Source organism: Delftia sp. WY8, from assembly GCF_018437695.1.
Lineage (GTDB): Bacteria > Pseudomonadota > Gammaproteobacteria > Burkholderiales > Burkholderiaceae_C > Comamonas > Comamonas tsuruhatensis.
Window position 1 is genome coordinate 2,116,907 of record NZ_CP049795.1, and the last position, 14,548, is coordinate 2,131,454.

General features: G+C 68.5%; 19 protein-coding genes. 12 read left to right on the top strand and 7 right to left on the bottom strand.

Annotated elements, in window-relative coordinates; all coding sequences use genetic code 11:
* Nucleotide 1: 1 nt before the first annotated feature.
* Nucleotides 2–286, top strand: coding sequence for a hypothetical protein (locus G4D77_RS09670; RefSeq protein WP_154835382.1), 285 nt, complete (start codon nucleotides 2–4; stop codon nucleotides 284–286).
* A 2-nt stretch (nucleotides 287–288) separates the two neighbouring features.
* Here the strand turns inward: G4D77_RS09670 and G4D77_RS09675 are convergent, their stop codons facing one another.
* Together G4D77_RS09675 and bamE are read right to left on the bottom strand one after the other, a co-directional pair.
* Nucleotides 289–939, bottom strand: a complete 651-nt coding sequence (locus G4D77_RS09675) for a YitT family protein (RefSeq protein WP_016449041.1) — start codon at nucleotides 937–939, stop codon at nucleotides 289–291.
* Between the two features lie 173 nt (nucleotides 940–1,112).
* Nucleotides 1,113–1,610 carry an outer membrane protein assembly factor BamE domain-containing protein gene (bamE, locus tag G4D77_RS09680; RefSeq protein ID WP_154835384.1) on the bottom strand — a complete coding sequence of 166 codons (498 nt, stop codon included), beginning with the start codon at nucleotides 1,608–1,610 and terminating at the stop codon, nucleotides 1,113–1,115.
* Between the two features lie 46 nt (nucleotides 1,611–1,656).
* On the opposite strand from bamE, the gene G4D77_RS09685 reads away from it, so the two are divergent.
* The 10 genes from G4D77_RS09685 to G4D77_RS09730 all read left to right on the top strand — a co-directional run bounded on the left by G4D77_RS09685 (nucleotide 1,657) and on the right by G4D77_RS09730 (nucleotide 8,713).
* Nucleotides 1,657–1,860 carry a DUF3460 family protein gene (locus tag G4D77_RS09685; protein ID WP_016449043.1) on the top strand — a complete coding sequence of 68 codons (204 nt, stop codon included), beginning with the start codon at nucleotides 1,657–1,659 and terminating at the stop codon, nucleotides 1,858–1,860.
* Between the two features lie 75 nt (nucleotides 1,861–1,935).
* Nucleotides 1,936–2,802 carry a segregation and condensation protein A gene (locus G4D77_RS09690; protein WP_026062089.1) on the top strand — a complete coding sequence of 289 codons (867 nt, stop codon included), beginning with the start codon at nucleotides 1,936–1,938 and terminating at the stop codon, nucleotides 2,800–2,802.
* Nucleotides 2,803–2,861: 59 nt separating this feature from the next.
* Nucleotides 2,862–3,500: a 7-carboxy-7-deazaguanine synthase gene (queE, locus tag G4D77_RS09695; protein ID WP_126312551.1), complete on the top strand. Its 639-nt coding sequence runs from the start codon at nucleotides 2,862–2,864 to the stop codon at nucleotides 3,498–3,500.
* Nucleotides 3,501–3,508: 8 nt separating this feature from the next.
* Nucleotides 3,509–3,874, top strand: coding sequence for a 6-pyruvoyl trahydropterin synthase family protein (locus tag G4D77_RS09700; protein ID WP_016449046.1), 366 nt, complete (start codon nucleotides 3,509–3,511; stop codon nucleotides 3,872–3,874).
* A 151-nt stretch (nucleotides 3,875–4,025) separates the two neighbouring features.
* A complete protein-coding gene (gene panD / locus G4D77_RS09705; RefSeq protein WP_016449047.1) occupies nucleotides 4,026–4,406 on the top strand; it encodes an aspartate 1-decarboxylase in 381 nt (126 codons plus the stop codon).
* Between the two features lie 27 nt (nucleotides 4,407–4,433).
* Nucleotides 4,434–5,756 (top strand): adenosylmethionine--8-amino-7-oxononanoate transaminase, encoded by a 1,323-nt coding sequence (bioA, locus tag G4D77_RS09710; protein WP_154835386.1) that lies wholly within the window; start codon nucleotides 4,434–4,436, stop codon nucleotides 5,754–5,756.
* Nucleotides 5,753–6,454 (top strand): dethiobiotin synthase, encoded by a 702-nt coding sequence (gene bioD, locus G4D77_RS09715; protein ID WP_043790591.1) that lies wholly within the window; start codon nucleotides 5,753–5,755, stop codon nucleotides 6,452–6,454. The genes bioA and bioD overlap by 4 nt, the downstream gene beginning before the upstream one ends.
* Nucleotides 6,451–7,668, top strand: coding sequence for an 8-amino-7-oxononanoate synthase (gene bioF, locus G4D77_RS09720; protein ID WP_154835388.1), 1,218 nt, complete (start codon nucleotides 6,451–6,453; stop codon nucleotides 7,666–7,668). The genes bioD and bioF overlap by 4 nt, the downstream gene beginning before the upstream one ends.
* Nucleotides 7,669–7,699: 31 nt before the next feature.
* On the top strand, nucleotides 7,700–8,059 hold the full coding sequence (locus G4D77_RS09725; protein ID WP_012203756.1) for a 5-carboxymethyl-2-hydroxymuconate Delta-isomerase: 360 nt from the start codon (nucleotides 7,700–7,702) through the stop codon (nucleotides 8,057–8,059).
* A 15-nt stretch (nucleotides 8,060–8,074) separates the two neighbouring features.
* Nucleotides 8,075–8,713 carry a tRNA-uridine aminocarboxypropyltransferase gene (locus G4D77_RS09730; RefSeq protein ID WP_154835390.1) on the top strand — a complete coding sequence of 213 codons (639 nt, stop codon included), beginning with the start codon at nucleotides 8,075–8,077 and terminating at the stop codon, nucleotides 8,711–8,713.
* Nucleotides 8,714–8,761: 48 nt separating this feature from the next.
* Here G4D77_RS09730 and G4D77_RS09735 read toward each other — a convergent pair whose 3' ends face one another.
* The 5 genes from G4D77_RS09735 to G4D77_RS09755 form a co-directional block, all read right to left on the bottom strand.
* Entirely contained in the window at nucleotides 8,762–9,745 is a 984-nt protein-coding gene (locus tag G4D77_RS09735) for a Bug family tripartite tricarboxylate transporter substrate binding protein (RefSeq protein ID WP_154835391.1), read from the bottom strand.
* Between the two features lie 138 nt (nucleotides 9,746–9,883).
* Complete coding sequence (locus G4D77_RS09740; protein ID WP_154835393.1) at nucleotides 9,884–10,519, bottom strand: aminotransferase class IV; 636 nt, start codon at nucleotides 10,517–10,519, stop codon at nucleotides 9,884–9,886.
* Nucleotides 10,520–10,533: 14 nt separating this feature from the next.
* Nucleotides 10,534–11,703 carry an aminodeoxychorismate synthase component I gene (pabB, locus tag G4D77_RS09745; RefSeq protein WP_154835395.1) on the bottom strand — a complete coding sequence of 390 codons (1,170 nt, stop codon included), beginning with the start codon at nucleotides 11,701–11,703 and terminating at the stop codon, nucleotides 10,534–10,536.
* 189 nt (nucleotides 11,704–11,892) lie between these two features.
* Nucleotides 11,893–12,204 carry a DUF4148 domain-containing protein gene (locus G4D77_RS09750; protein ID WP_016449055.1) on the bottom strand — a complete coding sequence of 104 codons (312 nt, stop codon included), beginning with the start codon at nucleotides 12,202–12,204 and terminating at the stop codon, nucleotides 11,893–11,895.
* A 221-nt stretch (nucleotides 12,205–12,425) separates the two neighbouring features.
* Entirely contained in the window at nucleotides 12,426–13,151 is a 726-nt protein-coding gene (locus G4D77_RS09755; RefSeq protein ID WP_046239504.1) for a Crp/Fnr family transcriptional regulator, read from the bottom strand.
* Between the two features lie 165 nt (nucleotides 13,152–13,316).
* Between G4D77_RS09755 and G4D77_RS09760 the strand changes: the two genes are divergently transcribed.
* Nucleotides 13,317–14,546, top strand: coding sequence for an ATP-binding cassette domain-containing protein (locus G4D77_RS09760; protein ID WP_154835397.1), 1,230 nt, complete (start codon nucleotides 13,317–13,319; stop codon nucleotides 14,544–14,546).
* The last annotated feature ends 2 nt before the right edge of the window (nucleotides 14,547–14,548 follow it).

The following is a 14,548-nucleotide window of genomic DNA, read 5'->3' on the forward strand; positions in this document are numbered from 1 at the left end:
CATGTCCCGCAAGCCCTCACGGTCCCCGGCCCTGGGGGCTTTTCTTTGCCTGTGCGCCAGCGCCCTGCTGTCCGGCTGCACCGTGGTGGCCGTGACGGCCACGGCGGTCAGCGTCACGGCCTCAGCCGTGGGGCTGGCCACGGATGCGGCCGTGGGCACGGCAAAAATCGTCGGCAAGGGAGTGGGCAAGGCCGTCGATGCGATGAGCGATGACGGGGCAACCGCAGACAACAGCGGCATCACGGTCCGCTACCGCACGCCCGATGGGCAGCCCCTGACGCCCTGAGGCTACTGCCCGGCGTAGCGCCCGGGCCGGTGGCTCACGGCCAGGAACACGCCCATGATCACGGCCGCCAGCACCGACCAGGCCACGCGCTCGAAGGGCACGACCCACAGCGCCAGCAGCACCACGCAGCAGTCGATGGCCATCTGCACCTTGCCGGCGCGGATGCCGTACCGGTCCTGCAGGTAGAGCGAGGCGATGGTGGCGCCGCCCAGGCTGGAGCGGTGGCGCGCCAGGAACAGCAGGCCCGAGCCCATGAGCAGGCCGCCCGCAATGGCGGCAAAGGCCGGGTGCAGGTAGTCGATGTGGATGAGGCGCGGCCCCATTTCGGTGATCAGCGACAGCGCGCCCACGCAGATGAAGGTCTTGACCGTGAAGGTGCGGCCCACGCGCGTCCAGGCAAACCAGTAGAACGGGATGTTGATCGCGAAGAAGATGAGGCCGAACGGCCAGCCCGTGGCGTAGTGCAGCACGAAGGCCAGGCCCGCCGTGCTGCCCGTCAAAAGCCCCGCCTGGGCGAACATCATCATGGCGATGCCCACGAACAGGGTTCCGGTGAAGAGGGCCTGGACATCCTCGAAGAGGCCATGGCGCAGCGAAGCGGTGGCCGAAACAGGCGCAGCGGGCGCGGCAGCGGGTAGGGAGGGCGTGGACATTGTCGGGGTGATGACAGATCTATCGTCGCAAAGACCCCGGTTCGGGGCCTTCACCGTACCCATGGGGTGTCATAGGTACAAACCCGGATTTTAGAGACTGTTGCCCCGGCGCGCTGTGGCGTGCAGGGTACAGCGCGCCGCAGGGGCTTGCAGGAGCTTGCAAGGGCCTGTTGTCAGGCTCCGCCGTGCAGTTTCTCGCGGCCGGCGCTGCGCAGCACGCGGCCGTCGGGGCCGAAGGTCACGGTGAACTCCATGTCGCGCGTGGGGGGATCGATGTAGTTCCAGTCCCAGTCGGTTTCCTGCTTGAGCTGGTAGGTGGTGACCTTGGCAGGCTTGCCCAGCATGCGGCGCACCTGCTCCTCGTCCATGCCGGGGCGGATTTTTTCGAAGTTGTGCGGCGCCAGCACCTGGCGCAGCGCGCTCATGCGGCCATCGGTGCCGATGGTGATCATGTAGTTGCGGCTGCCGGCGGGCTGGCGGTTGTACTCGAAGGTGCGCGAGCCGTCGGGCTCGGTCCAGATGCGTTCGGGCTCGCCAAAGCGGGCGCGGACGTCGGCCTCGGTGGACAGGCCTTCTTCGAGTTCCTTGATGTTTTGGGGATCGCAGCCGGGCAGCCCAAACATGCCCATCACGGCCACGGCAACGCCCAGAAGACGGGAGACTAGGTTCATCGGCGGTGTCCCGGTAAAATCACGCGATTCAAGAGGTTATCAGTCTATGTCATTCTTTCGCCGCCCCGATTACCGTTCCGACGCCACGAACTTCATCAACGAGCTGAAGAAGCAAAAGCCCGAGCTGCCCAGCCAGCAGCTGGCCGGCCGCTCGCTGCTGTGGGACAAGGACGTGAACCACGAAGTCTGGGAAGACCTGCGCGCCGGCCGCGTGGACCAGAAACCCTACGTCTACCAGACGAACTCCTGATTTCGGCTGCAATGACACATCAGCCTGTTTCGCTGTGGCACCGTGCGCATGCAGCTGATGCCTGCGCAGCAAGGCATGGCCGAGGCTGAGTCCGCACTGGCGCCTGCGGGCGCCGGCGCCGCATCCCCCGCTCCTGGCGACGATTCACCGGTCGTGATCGACCAGGTGGCTTTGGCGCGCCTGTACGGCGAGCCGCTGTTCGCCCTGCCGCAGGACCTGTACATCCCGCCCGATGCGCTGGAGGTCTTCCTCGAAGCCTTCGAAGGGCCGCTGGACCTGTTGCTGTACCTGATCCGCAAGCAGAACTTCAACATCCTCGACATTCCCATGCTGGACGTGACGCGCCAGTACATGCGCTATGTCGACGAAATCCGCAGCCGCAACCTCGAGCTGGCGGCCGAGTACCTGCTGATGGCGGCCATGCTCATCGAGATCAAGTCGCGCATGCTGCTGCCGCCCAAGAAGCAGGACGATGGCGAGGAAGCCGAGGACCCGCGCGCCGAACTGGTGCGCCGCCTGCTGGAGTACGAGCAGATCAAGCTGGCCGCCCAACAGCTGGGCCAGGTGCCGCACTACGGGCGCGACTTCCTCCGGGCCCAGGTCCATATCGAGCAGAACCTGCAGCCGCGTTTCCCCGATGTGGACGTGGCCGAGCTGCAATCGGCCTGGCGCGACATTCTCAAGCGTGCCAAGCTTGTGCAAAGCCACAAGATCACGCGCGAGGAACTCTCGGTGCGCGAGTACATGAGCCAGGTGCTCAAGGCCCTGCAGGGCCGGCGCTTTGTCGAGTTCGAGACCCTGTTCCAGCCCGAGAAAGGCTCGACCGTGCTGGTCGTGACCTTCATCGCCCTGCTGGAGCTGGCCAAGGAAACGCTGATCGAGATCACCCAGGCCGAAGCCTTTGCGCCCATCTACGTGCGCCTGGCCTATACGCCCGTCTAGCGGGCACGGATACAGGCACGCGCACACCGACAGGCCGGCACCACCGGCCTCCATGCACCATGACTTACAGCGTCAAAGAAATCTTCTACACCCTGCAGGGCGAGGGCGGCCAGGCCGGCACGCCGGCCGTGTTCTGCCGCTTTACAGGCTGCAACCTCTGGACCGGCCGCGAGCAGGACCGCGCCAGCGCCATCTGCCAGTTCTGCGACACCGACTTCGTGGGCACCGACGGCACGCTGGGCGGCAAGTTCGCCACGGCCGACGCCCTGGCAGAACGCATCCTGTCCCAGTGGCCGGCCGGCGACAGCCGGCACCGCATGGTGGTGCTGACCGGGGGGGAGCCCCTGCTGCAGGTGGACGAGCCCCTGATCGCGGCCCTGCATGCGCGCGGCTTTCGCATTTCCGTGGAAAGCAATGGCACCGTGGCCGCGCCCGAGGGCATCGACTGGCTGTGCATCAGCCCCAAGGCGGGCGCCGACTGGGTGCAGCGCAGCGGCCAGGAGCTCAAGCTGGTCTGGCCGCAGCCCGGCTTCGATCTGCAGGCCATCGAGGCCGGCACCCGTTTCGACCACTATTTCCTGCAGCCCATGGACAACGTCCTGCAGGCCGACAACACGGCCGCCTGCATAGCGCAATGCCTGCAGCACCCGGCCTGGCGCCTGAGCCTGCAGACCCACAAGCTCACCGGCATCCGCTGATTTTTGCCATGCAGTTCACCGTTCACCAGCGCTTTTTCTTCGACGCCGCCCACACGCTGGAGCGCGCCATCGAGACCGAGAGCAGCCGCCGCATCCACGGCCACACCTACTACGCCGAAGTCAGCGTCACCGGCCCGCGCAACCCGGACAACGGCATGGTGATCGACCTGGGCTACCTGCGCTCGCGCCTGAAGACCCTGGGCGACGCGCTGGACCACCGCTTCCTCGACGAAATCCCCGGCCTGGGCAAGCCCACGCTGGAAAACCTGTGCCTGTTCATTGCCGATTCCCTGGCCGACCTGCAGCCCGCTCCCAGCCGCATCCGCGTATGGCGCGACAGCATCGGCGATGGCTGCGTGCTGGATCTGGGCTGACCTCAAGCCAGGCCTGCCAGAGAGCCGCCCCCCGAAGAGCAACTCCACGGCCATCATGGGTTTGGCGGTTCGCAGATAGACTTGGTGGCTTTTTTTGCCAGTCCCCGCCACCGTCAAGATCGCGCCCAAGCGCCCCCTCGAGAGACAAAACATGTTCCGCACCCTGCTCAAATCCAAGATCCACCGCGTCAAGACCACGCAATGCGAGCTGCACTATGAAGGCTCCTGCGCGATCGACGAGGACCTGCTGGACGCCGCCAACATCGTCGAGAACGAGCAGGTGCACATCTGGAACATCGACAACGGCGAGCGCTTCGTCACCTATGCCATCAAGGGCCAGCGCGGCAGCGGCATGATCTCGGTCAACGGCTCGGCCGCGCGCCGTGCTGCCGTGGGTGATCTGCTGATCATTGCGTCCTTTGCCCAGGTGCATGAGACCGACGTGGCCGAGCACCGGCCCCAGCTGGTCTTCGTGGACGATGCCAACCGCCAGGTCGAGCTGCGCCACCACGTGCCCACGCAGCAGCTGTGAGCTGCGCTGCGGTGTGACAATCGCGCGATGACTCAATCGCTTGCCGCCCGCAGCCTTGCGGCTGTGTGGCACCCCTGCACCCAGATGAAGCGGCACGAGGCCGCGCCCCCCATCGCCATCGCGCGTGCCCAGGGCCCCTGGCTCCACGACACCGAAGGACGCCGCTACCTGGATGGCGTCAGCTCCTGGTGGGTCAACCTCTTCGGCCACAGCCATCCGCACATCCAGGCCGCGCTCACCGAGCAGCTCGCCCGGCTGGACCATGTGATGCTGGCCGGCTTCACGCACGCGCCCGTGGTGGAGCTGTCCGAACGACTGGCCACGCTCACCGGCCTGGGCCATGCCTTCTACGGCAGCGACGGCGCATCGGCCACCGAGATCGCCCTCAAGATGAGCGCGCACTACTGGCGCAACCTGGGCCGCCCCGCCAAGAGCCGCTTTGCCGGCTTGGCCGGCGGCTACCACGGCGAAACCGTGGGCGCGCTGGCCGTGACCGATATTCCCATCTTCCGCGAAGCCTATGCCCCCCTGGTGCGCCTGGCCGACACCGTGCCCAGCCCCGATGCACGCGGCGCGCAAGGCGGCGAAAGCCCGGTCGATGTGGCACGGCGCGCCGCCGAAGGCCTGCGCCAGTGGCTGGAGCAGCACCACGAGACCACGGCCGCACTCATCGTCGAGCCGCTGGTGCAGTGCGCGGCCGGCATGGCCATGCACGACCCCGAATACCTGCGCCTGGCGCGCGCCCTGTGCGACCGCTACGAGGTGCACCTGGTGGTGGACGAGATCGCCGTGGGCTTCGGCCGCACGGGCAGCATGTTCGCCCACCAGCAGGCCGGCATACGGCCGGACTTCATCTGCCTGTCCAAGGGCCTGACGGGCGGCACGCTGGCCCTGTCGGCCGTGCTGACCACCGAGGCCGTCTACGCCGCCTTCTACGACGATTCCGTGGCGCGCGGCTTTCTGCACTCGCACTCGTACACCGGCAACCCGCTGGCCTGCCGTGCGGCCCTGGCCACGCTGGAGCTGTTCGAGCAGACCGATGCCATCAACGCCAACCTCGCGCTGGCGCAAACGCTGGACGGCGCCTTCGCCCCTTTGAACCAGCACGCCCGCGTGCGCCACGCACGGCGCCAGGGAATGATCTGGGCCTGGGATGTGCAGACCTCGCTGCCCGACTTCTCGCGCCGCTACAGCGCAGCCGCGCTGGAGCGCGGGCTGCTGCTGCGCCCGATCAGCAACACCTTCTACGCCATGCCTCCCTATTTGCTGGACGAAGAAGCCGTGCAGCACCTGACCGCCAGCGCGCTGGCCGCCCTTGAAGACACCCTGGCCCAGGAGAACCATTCGTGAACGCCCACCGCACCATTGGCTGCTTTGTCACCGGCACCGACACGGGCGTGGGCAAGACCCTGGCCTCCTGCGGGCTGCTGCATGCGCTGGCCCGCCACCATGCCCGCGTGGTGGGCATGAAGGCCGTGGCCGCAGGCGCCGAGCCCGACGGCCACGGCGGCTGGGCCAACGAGGACACGCTGGCGCTGCGCGCCGCCTCCACCCTGGCCGTGCCGCCCGAACTCGACAACCCCGTGCTGCTGCCCGATCCCATGTCGCCGCACATCGCCGCGCAGCGCGCGGGCCGCTCCATAGAGATCGCACACATCGTGGACAGCTACCGGCGCCTGGCCGAACAGGCCGACGCCGTGGTGGTGGAAGGCGCGGGCGGCTTTCTCGTGCCGCTGTCCGACCAGCTCTCGGGCGCCGACCTGGCCTGCGCGCTGGACCTGCCCGTGGTCATGGTCGTGGGCCTGCGGCTGGGCTGCCTGAACCACGCCGCCCTCACGGCCGAGGCCATCCGCGCACGCGGCCTGCGCCTGGCCGGCTGGATTGCCAGCCGCGTGGACCCCGCCATGCTGGTGCCCGAGGAAAACATGGCCTGGCTGCGCCAGCACCTGGACCGGCAACTGCAGGCGCCGCTGCTGGCCGACATCCCCTTCCAGCAGCACCCCGACCCGCGCGCCACCACCTACACCCTGCCGGAGCAATGGCAATGAGCGGCTCCTGGCTGGACGACATCCCCGCGCGCATCGCCGAGCTCGACGCGGCCCACCTGCGCCGCCGCCGCCGCGCCACGGCGCCGCTGCAGGGCGCCGCCAGCGGCGCCCACATGGAGGTGGACGGCCGCCCCATGCTGGCCTTTTGCAGCAACGACTACCTGGGCCTGGCCGGCCACCCCACCCTGGTGCGCGCCGCCTGCGCGGGCGCCCAGGCCTTTGGCGTGGGCTCGGGCGGCTCGCCCCTGGTCAGCGGGCACAGCACGGCCAACGCCGCGCTGGAGGAACAGCTGGCGCACTTCGTGCAGCTGCCGCGCGCGCTCTACTTCTATGCGGGCTACGCCACCAATGCCGGCATCGTGCCGGCCTTGGTGGGTGCTGGCGATGCCCTGTTCTCCGATGCGCTCAACCACGCCTGCCTGATCGACGGCGCACGCCTGTCGCGCGCCCAGGTCCACCGCTATGCCCATGCCGACCTGGGCGACCTGGCCGCGCAACTGGCCGCCAGCACGGCCCGGCGCAAGCTGGTCATCAGCGATGCCGTGTTCAGCATGGACGGCAACGTGGCCGACATCCGCGGCCTGCTGGCGCTGTGCGAGCAGTACGACGCGCTGCTGCTGCTTGACGACGCGCATGGCTTCGGCGTGCTCGGCCCACAAGGCCGGGGCAGCCTGGCCGAGGCGGGACTGACGGGCGCAAATGCCTCGCCGCGCGTGCTCTACATGGCCACGCTGGGCAAGGCCGCTGGCGTGGCCGGTGCCTTTGTCGCGGGCAGCGACATGCTGGTCGAATGGCTGCTGCAAAAGACGCGCAGCTACATCTTCGCCACGGCCGCGCCGCCCATGCTGGCCAGCGCGCTGCAGGCCAGCGTGGCCCTGATCGAGGCCGAGGACGAGCGCCGCGAGGCCCTGGCCGAACGCATTGCCGAGCTGCGCGCCGGCCTCACGCCGCTGCTGGCGCGCACGGGCTGGCAGCTGCTGCCTTCGCGCACCGCCGTGCAGGCCCTGGTCATAGGCTCCAACGCCACGGCCCTGGCCGTGATGGAGGGCCTGCGCGAGCGCGGCCTGTGGGTGCCCGCCATCCGCCCGCCCACCGTGCCCGAAGGCACGGCGCGGCTGCGCATCGCGCTGTCGGCCTCCCACACGCGCATCGACGTGCAGCTGCTGCTGACGGCGCTGGACGAGGTCTCGCGCCTGGCCCCACCCCTGCCCTGAATCCCTCTTCACCACCGGAACGGAGACATCCATGCCCCATCTCTACGTCGAATACACCGACAACCTCGCCGGCCTGCCCGGCCAGCAACTGCTGACCGAACTCAACGCCTTCGTCTGCGGCCACCCCAGCATCCTGGACGAGGCCGACGTCAAGGCCCGCCTGCTGCCGGTCAGCCAGTTCGAGATCGGCTCGGCACCGGCCAACCGCGGCTTCGTCCACGTGCAGCTGCGCCTGCTGGCGGGCCGTACCGACACGGCCAAGAAGGAACTGTCCGAAGGCATTGCCGCGGTGCTGCGCCGCCTCACGCCCCAGCCGGCCGGCATGATGGTCCAGCTCAGCGTGGAAATCGCCGACATGGACAAGCCCAGCTACTACAAGGGTCGCCTGTAAGGCAGGCGCCGGGCCTTGTCCGCCGTGAGCACCCGCGCACGCTGCGCGCAATGCCTGCGCCCTGAGCGCACCTGCCTGTGCCCCCTGGTGCAGCCGGTGCCGCATGCGGTGCAGCTGCTGGTGCTCCAGCATCCCGAGGAAGAACTGCAGGCCAAGGGCACGGGCCGGCTGCTGCACCTGTGCCTGCCCGCCAGCCGCCTGGCAGTGGGCGAGGCCTTCGAGCCAGCGCAGTTGCAGGCACTGCTGCACGCGCCCTGGCAGGCCGGCGACGCCCCGCGGCAGGCCGTACTGCTCTATCCGGATACGCCGCACGGCGATCAGCTGGGCCTGGCCAGGCAAGCGCCCTGGCCGCAGCCCGCGCCATGCCCCGAGGACCTGCGCCTGGTGGTGCTGGACGCCACCTGGCGCAAGAGCCGCAAGATGCTCTACCTCAACCCCGGCCTGCAGGCCCTGCCGCGCCTGGCACTGCAGGGCGACCTGCCCGCCTCGCGCTACGGCGCCCTGCGCAAGGCCCATGCGCCGGGCCAGCTGTCCACGCTGGAGGCAGCGGCCTGCGCGCTGCAACGGCTGGCGCCTGCCGGCCCGTCGCTGCAGCCGCTGCGCGATGCGTTCGAGGGGCTGCTGTCCCTGCATGCCCGGCACAGGCCCGAATGAAAAAACGCCTCGGGGAACGAGGCGTTTTTCATGGCGGCAGGCCGTGCTTCAGTTTTCCGGCGTGATCCTGGCGAACTTGACCAGTTCGGCGTACTTGCCCATGTCGGTACGGATGATCTGGGCCAGGTTTTCGTCGCCCGTGGGGGCAATGATGCCCGCCCCTTCCAGGCGCGCGCGCATCGCCGGATCGGCCAGGCCCGCCTTCAAGGCCTTCTGCAGACTGGCCACCACATCGGCAGGCAGGTCCTTGGGACCCGCCAGCCCGAACCAGCCGCTCAGCGCGTAGCCCTTGAGCGCTGCGTTCTCGCCCAGTGCGGGCACGTCCTTCATCATGGCGATGCGGTGGGCCGTGGTCACGCCCAGGGCCTTGATCTTGCCGCTCTGGATGAACGGAGCCGCCACCGAGGGAGAGACGATGGCGAAATCCAGGTTGCCGCCGGCCAGGTCGCTGGTCATCGCGGCCGATCCCTTGTAGGGCACATGGACGATGTCCACCCCGGCAATCTTCTTGATCAGCTCGCCCGAGAAATGCGGCGTGGACCCGATGCCCGGGCTGCCGTAGCTGTACTTGCCGGGATGGGCCTTGGCCAGGGCGATGAACTCGTCGATGGTCTTGGCCGGCATCTTGGTGCCAGCCACCCACAGGTTGGGCAGCACGCCGGTCAGCGCGATGCCGGTCAGGTCCGTGGCCGGGTCGTACTTCTGCGCGGCGTTGACGAACTTCGTGCCCGCCAATTCGTTGCTGGAGCCTGCGAGCAGGGTATAGCCGTCGGCCTTGGCACCGACCACGCGCTGCGCGGCCACCACGCCGGCGGCACCGGGCACGTTGTCGACCACGACGGTCGCATTGAGGTGCTTGGCCAGGATGTCACCCACCACGCGCCCCACCAGGTCGACCGAGCCGCCTGCCGCGTAGCCGACGACGACGCGAATGGGCTTGTTGGGATAGGTGGTCTGGGCGCACAGCGGCCCTGCCGCCAGGACAGCCGCGGCGCTGATCAGCGCGCGGCGGGAAATACGGAATTCATGCATGGATCGATCTCAGGAGAGGCAGGTATCAGCCAACAATCAAAATGATATTGCTCAACAATGTTCACCGATTGTCTGACATTACCTTGTGGAATCCATCCCTGAAAACCATGAGTTCCGCCCGTGGCCCTGGCCTGCAATTCAGCGCAGAACCGCCGGCAGCCAGCCGCGCAGGCTGTTGACGAAGGCCCAGCCCTGCACGCGCGGCAGATCGTCCAGCCGCACCAGGTGCTCCACCACGCGGCCCTCGTCCAGCGCCACCGCGCGGCCCACGCCGGGCAGCAGGCCGCTGGACAGCGGCGGGGTCACCCAGCGGCCCGCCAGCAGCACGGCGATGTTGCCGCGCGTGCCCTCGGTGATCTCGCCGTCCTCGTTGTGGAGCACGGTGTCGAACACCGAGGCATCGGTGGGCTGCAGGCTGTCGTAGTGCGCGCGGCGCGAGGTCTTGAAACGCACCCAGTCGCCACGCGCCACCGCATTGGCGATGGGCCGGTCGGCCAGCGCCAGCCGAACAGGCGTGGCCGAAGGCGGCAGCGGCGCCGCCTGGGTCTGTATCCGCCCCGTGGCCTCCAGCGCCAGGCGCACGCGCCAGTGGCCGCTGGCGTGCGCCTGGCGCAGTTGCTGCAATGCCTGCTCCAGCACGGCATCCGTGCAGGGCCGGCCGAAATGCCGCGCCGCGTCCTGCATGCGCGTCACATGGCGCTGCAGGTGGATGAAACCGCCATCCCGCAGGGCCAGGGTTTCCAGAATTTCGAAATCGAAGTCCGTATCCGCCATGGCTGCACGCCCTTTCACACCTTGTCCAGAAAAGCCCTCTTGTGCCGCCATTCCTGCCATTCGGCAGGCGCCTCGGCGCCCGAGGTGATGCCGCTGCCGATGCCGCAGCGCAGTTGCGTGCCACGCGCCACCACCGTGCGTATGGGCACATTGAAGATGGCGTGCACGCGCCCTGCAGTGGTGCCGGGCCGCACCACGCCCACGGCGCCGCAGTAGACGCCGCGCGGACCCGATTCCAGCTCGTGGATGAGCCGCATGGCCTGGCGCTTGGGCGCGCCCGTGATGGAGCCGCAGGGAAACAGCGCCGCAAACACGTCCGCCAGGCCGGTGCCGGGCCGCGTGCGCGCCTGCACGTCGGACGTCATCTGCCACACGGTGGGCAGGGGTTCGGCATGGAACAGGCGCGGCACCTGGACGCTGAAAGGCTCGGCAATGCGCGAGACATCGTTGCGCAGCAGGTCCACGATCATCACGTTCTCGGCCCGCTCCTTGGGCGAGGAACGCATGGCCTGGACATTCGCCTCGTCCTGTGCAGGCGTGGCGCCACGGGGCGCCGTGCCCTTCATGGGGCGCGTGAGGATGCGCTCGCCATCCCAGTCGAAGAACAGCTCGGGCGAGACGGACAGCACCTGCTCGTCGCCGCTGTCCATGCAGGCCACGTAGCCGCCGGGCTGGGCGCGTCGCAGCGCGGCGAACAGCGATGGGATGTCGCCCAGCAGCCGGCCCATGAACTGGGCCGTGTAATTGATCTGATAGCAGTCACCGGCCGCAATCGCCTCGTGGATGCGCGCAACGGCGGCATCGAAATCGGCACGCTCCAGGCCGGGCTGCCATTGCGCCTGAGATTGCGCCTGAGATTGCACCTGAGGGCCGGTCTCGACTGCATCCGCGTCTTCAGGCCAGGGCCGGGGGCCGTCGAAGACGGCAAACCAGGCCAGCGGCTCGCCTGGCGGCGTGGCATGCAGGGCGCCGGCGTAGGCCGCGTCAAAGGCCGCCGCCGCCTCGTAGCGCACCCAGCCCAGGCACCACAGGCCGGCCTGGGCGGCCTGCTGCACGGCGTCAAGCACGCCGCGCACCTGCTCGGGCGCATGGGCTGCCAGGCTGCGCAGCGGCGGCCCGAAGCCATGGCGCAGCCGGGCGGCCGAACCGTCATGGGGGTTGGGAAAATCGATCAGAAACTTCACAAAACGGCCGTCAACGCATGCTGTACTTGCATCAGCAGCTTCGCTATCGATAGCAGCCACTGACACGGGGCCGCCCAGTGTAGAGCGAGGGAAACAAAAAAGCGCCCCGAAGGGCGCCAAACCAAGCGTACCGAAAGGACGCTTTCCACCAACAGGCCCGGCACCATGCCGGACCCATATCCATTCACATCACTTCTGCGTGACGGTGTGCTGGCCTTCCAGGCGGGCCACGGCCTCGCGGTAGGCGGGGCCGCTGCGCAGTTGCTGGTAACGGGCCAGGCCGCGCTGGTATTCGGCCGAGTTGTAGCCGATTTCGCGGTCAGCCGAGGGCGAGGGCAGGTAGGTCATGCCTGCCTGGTGCCACATCTCGAGGTCGGCCAGCACTTCGGCGCGGCTCAGGCCTGCGGTGGCGGAGGACGAGGGGGAAACGGCTTCTTGGGCCATTGCAGTGCCGGCGAGGCCCAGGGTCAGGGCGGCCAGTGCAGCGGAGAGGGTACGCATGTCAGATCCTTTCAAAAGGCCGCTCGGCATTCATTTCCTCACGGCATGAACGTACTATGCGGCGCTGCAGCATTCTTCGTCTGTGCGTTTTCTCACGTGTTTTGGCATCCGGCCCGGGCGGCCCGCTGCCTTTTCACCCGTGCACCCCTCGACAGAAGGCCGATTCACGCGTTCTAGAAACAGTGTTTTTCGCGGCTTGAAACAGCCGCGGCAGACAAGACTCAGCGCGCTTCCTCGAGCAGCACGCGCAGGCCTTCGACATGGCAGATGCGCAGGTTGCGGCCTTCGCGCCGCAGCAGGCCCAGGCGCACCAGGCGCGACATCTCGCGCGCCACTTCCTCGCGGCTGGAGCCCAGCATCAGCGCCAGATCGGTCTGCCGGGGTGCGGGCGCCAGCAGGGCCTGCCCCTGGTCGATGCCCGCGCGCTCGGCACGTTCCAGCAACTGGGTATGCAGGCGGCTGCGCACCGACAGCGTTCCCAGATCCACCATGCGGCGCGCCAGCGCCACGGCCAGATCGCTGAGCCGGCCGATGAAGGCGCGCAGGACCTGGGGCTCGTTCATGAGCAGGGCTTCCACATCCTCATGGGCCAGCGAGGCAATCAGGCTGGGGACGCCTGCCTCCACCACCAGGGGCATGGCCGTGCAGCCCGCCTGCTGCTGCGGCAGACCGCCGAAGAACACGCCCTGGGCAATCTCGCCCAGCGTGAGCCCGCGCCCGTTGGGGGCATAGCTGCTGACGCGCAAGCCGCCCTGCACGAGCATGTAGAGACGCTGATCGGTGTACGCGCCCTCCAGCGTCTGGTGCAGCGCCAGATGCTGCCAGCGGCATTGCGCGGCCAGTTCGGCCAGGCGCTCGTCGGACAGGCTTTGCAGCACATGGACCTGGCGCAGGCCCTGCCAGGCCACGGCGGGAAGAAGTGGAGATGTCTGTAAGGAACCGGACATGGTGCAACACCGTTGAAGCGCATCCGCAGGGCCTGTGCGGGCCCTGTCGTCCGTCGCGGGAAGTACAGCATAGCGGGATCGCATAGACTCGTCGCGCGCCGGGAATCGCACTGTCCGGCTCCCCGGATGGCCGCACCGCGCAGCACAGAAAAAAGGGAGGGCTTCATGGAAGCGAGCATCGAATCGGCACGACCACCCGCGCGCCCGCAGGCCACCGTGGCGGCCTGGGCGCAATCCGTGGAACAGGCGATCGCCAGCCAGCAATGGCATGGGGCCTGGCGTGCACTCATAGACGCCGCCCTGCCCGCCGAAACCGCCGTGCAGCAGAGCCTGCTGACTGCGCTGGACGCCTGGGATGGCCTCGCGGCCGATTCCGGCGCAGAGCCCCGCCACGCGCTGGTGCAGCAGGTTTTCGACGCCCTGCATGCCGCCCATGCCCCGGGCCAGGCGCTGCAGGCCGATTCCGCACCTCCCAGCGCGCACCGTGCATACCGTGCGCACCGCATACTGGGACGGCAACTGGTCAAGCGCTACCGGCGCGGCGGCTTTGCGCTGGGGCCGGTGGATGTGGCCGTGGAGCCCGGCACCATCCTGGGACTGGTGGGCGAGAACGGCAACGGCAAGACCACCTTGCTGCGCCTGCTGGCCGCCGATCTGGCGCCCGACGCGGGGCAGCTGGACTGGGGCGTTCCTGCCGCCGATGCCTACCTGCTGCGCACCCAGCTCGCCTATATCCCCCAGCGCCCGGCCGTCTGGAGCGGGCGCCTGATGGACCATCTGCAATTCGCCGCGCGCAGCCATGGCGCCGTGGGCCCACGCAACATCTGCCTGGTACAGCTGGTCATCGCGCAGCTGGGGCTGCGCGCCTTCCGGGGCCACCAGTGGAAACAGCTGTCCTCGGGCTACAAGATGCGCTTCGAGCTGGCGCGCGCCCTGCTCTGCCGGCCGCGCGTGCTGCTGCTGGACGAGCCGCTGGCCAACCTGGACATCAACGCCCAGCAGACCCTGCTGACCGATCTGCAGTCGCTGGCGCGCTCGCCCTGGCAACCCATGGCCCTGGTGCTGAGTTCACAGCAGCTGTACGAGGTGGAAAAGGTAGCCGACCAGGTGCTGTTCCTGGAGCAAGGCCAGCCGCGCAGCGTCCAGCAGAGCTTTGCCGCCATGCAAGGCTGCGCCATCGAGTTCGAGACCGGCTGGGCCATGGCGCAACTGAAACCCTGGCTGGACCGGCTGCCATCCCATACGCACCAGCTCAGCGGCCAAACCCACATCGTGAGCTTTCACGAGCCCTTCACGGCAGCGCAGTTCCTGGCGCAGGCCGTGCAGGCACAGATGCCCGTGCGCTATTTCCGCGACATCACCGCATCCACCCGCCGCCTGTTCGTGAGGGACTGAGC

Excerpts from the sequence above, each read along its gene's own strand:
- G4D77_RS09740 (WP_154835393.1), bottom strand. The coding sequence starts at position 10,519 with ATGGCGGATACGGACTTCGATTTCGAAATTCTGGAAACCCTGGCCCTG.
- G4D77_RS09735 (WP_154835391.1), bottom strand. The coding sequence starts at position 9,745 with ATGCATGAATTCCGTATTTCCCGCCGCGCGCTGATCAGCGCCGCGGCT.
- G4D77_RS09760 (WP_154835397.1), top strand. The coding sequence starts at position 13,317 with ATGGAAGCGAGCATCGAATCGGCACGACCACCCGCGCGCCCGCAGGCC.
- bioA (WP_154835386.1), top strand. The coding sequence starts at position 4,434 with ATGACTCAATCGCTTGCCGCCCGCAGCCTTGCGGCTGTGTGGCACCCC.
- G4D77_RS09750 (WP_016449055.1), bottom strand. The coding sequence starts at position 12,204 with ATGCGTACCCTCTCCGCTGCACTGGCCGCCCTGACCCTGGGCCTCGCC.
- G4D77_RS09755 (WP_046239504.1), bottom strand. The coding sequence starts at position 13,151 with ATGTCCGGTTCCTTACAGACATCTCCACTTCTTCCCGCCGTGGCCTGG.
- G4D77_RS09700 (WP_016449046.1), top strand. The coding sequence starts at position 3,509 with ATGCAGTTCACCGTTCACCAGCGCTTTTTCTTCGACGCCGCCCACACG.
- G4D77_RS09685 (WP_016449043.1), top strand. The coding sequence starts at position 1,657 with ATGTCATTCTTTCGCCGCCCCGATTACCGTTCCGACGCCACGAACTTC.
- G4D77_RS09690 (WP_026062089.1), top strand. The coding sequence starts at position 1,936 with ATGGCCGAGGCTGAGTCCGCACTGGCGCCTGCGGGCGCCGGCGCCGCA.
- bamE (WP_154835384.1), bottom strand. The coding sequence starts at position 1,610 with ATGAACCTAGTCTCCCGTCTTCTGGGCGTTGCCGTGGCCGTGATGGGC.
- G4D77_RS09670 (WP_154835382.1), top strand. The coding sequence starts at position 2 with ATGTCCCGCAAGCCCTCACGGTCCCCGGCCCTGGGGGCTTTTCTTTGC.
- queE (WP_126312551.1), top strand. The coding sequence starts at position 2,862 with ATGACTTACAGCGTCAAAGAAATCTTCTACACCCTGCAGGGCGAGGGC.
- G4D77_RS09675 (WP_016449041.1), bottom strand. The coding sequence starts at position 939 with ATGTCCACGCCCTCCCTACCCGCTGCCGCGCCCGCTGCGCCTGTTTCG.
- G4D77_RS09725 (WP_012203756.1), top strand. The coding sequence starts at position 7,700 with ATGCCCCATCTCTACGTCGAATACACCGACAACCTCGCCGGCCTGCCC.
- panD (WP_016449047.1), top strand. The coding sequence starts at position 4,026 with ATGTTCCGCACCCTGCTCAAATCCAAGATCCACCGCGTCAAGACCACG.
- bioF (WP_154835388.1), top strand. The coding sequence starts at position 6,451 with ATGAGCGGCTCCTGGCTGGACGACATCCCCGCGCGCATCGCCGAGCTC.